The following is a 1,237-nucleotide window of genomic DNA, read 5'->3' as shown; positions in this document are numbered from 1 at the left end:
AATAGAATGGTGCCAAACATTGAATGGAATATCGGAGGATATCTGGTGTCAACCATTTAAAAAAGGTTCATGGGCAATTGCGGATGTAATTTCACATTTTATCATTTGGGATGAGTTTTTAATGAAGTATAGAATTCCATATTTTATAAGTGGACAATCTGTACCTAACGTTCCAACAGATGTTGAGGAAATGAATAAGGGTGCAATAAAATATGCAAGGTCTGGTATTTCAAAAGAAGAACTAATAGATCAATTTAGCTTTACTCGTAAACAGTTAGTTGATCAAATTAACCAAGTTTCTGCCCGGAATTTTAAAGATGACTACCAATTCGGCACGAAAAGAGTGAGATTAAACGATTATTTTTCATCACTCATTCAACACGATTTAAAGCATAAAGAAGAAATAATGCAATTTATAATATATAAACAAGCCTATAATAAAAAACCGCTATAATTCTAAATGAATTTATAGCGGTTTTATTATAATCTTAAGCAAGCTGTTTACGTTTTTTTGTCCACTTTTTTATTACGAAATATAAAAGAATAAGTACGATGCCACCGACAGCAAACGATTTCACATACGGTCCAGCAATTTCATTAATATTCTCCCAGTTTTCACCTAGTTTTTCACCTAGATAAATGAAAATGATAGACCAAGGGATTATCGCAAGTGCTGTTAACGTAGTGAAACGTAGTAATGGCATTTTTGTGATACCAGCAGGAATTGAAATCGCATGCCGCGCTACCGGAATGAAGCGCGCTGTGAAAATTACGCCAGTTCCGTAACGATTAAACCAATCTTCAGCAGCATCCATTTGTTTTTTATGTATGAAAATATACTTACCGTAACGTTCTAATACAGGGCGACCACCATATCGACCAATCCAGTAAACAAAGATTTGGGCAATAACACCGCCAATTGTACCGAATATAACTGCACCTACAAATGAGATACTACCATTGAATACTAAGTATCCAGCATAAGCTAGGACGATCTCACTTGGGATAATTTCAATCATAAGTCCAAGCATTATGCCCCAATAACCTAATCCTTCAAAAAATGTTAATACTGAATGAATAAAACTACTTAACATTGTTGCACCTTCTAGTTCATGGATTTTTGAATATAGTGAACCTTTTGTTTAACAACATAAAAGGTTCACTATGTGTAAATTGTACCTTATTTACATAGGGGATTGCTATTTCAATACTTTTTATCTCTCGTATTTATAATAAA

At 33.5% G+C, this 1,237-nt stretch carries 1 protein-coding gene and 1 pseudogene; one reads left to right on the top strand and one right to left on the bottom strand.

Annotated elements, in window-relative coordinates; all coding sequences use genetic code 11:
- Position 1: 1 nt before the first annotated feature.
- A pseudogene (locus AC1DTM_RS27265) lies at positions 2–464 on the top strand (DinB family protein).
- Between the two features lie 24 nt (positions 465–488).
- Here the strand turns inward: AC1DTM_RS27265 and uptA are convergent.
- Positions 489–1,094 carry an undecaprenyl phosphate transporter UptA gene (gene uptA / locus AC1DTM_RS27260; protein WP_016105102.1) on the bottom strand — a complete coding sequence of 202 codons (606 nt, stop codon included), beginning with the start codon at positions 1,092–1,094 and terminating at the stop codon, positions 489–491.
- Between the last annotated feature and the right edge of the window lie 143 nt (positions 1,095–1,237).

Source organism: Bacillus sp. P4_D3 (genome assembly GCF_056401855.1).
The sequence above is the reverse complement of the archived record's forward strand: the minus strand, read 5'-3'. Positions and strand labels throughout refer to the sequence as shown.

Excerpts from the sequence above, each read along its gene's own strand:
- uptA (WP_016105102.1), bottom strand. The coding sequence starts at position 1,094 with ATGTTAAGTAGTTTTATTCATTCAGTATTAACATTTTTTGAAGGATTA.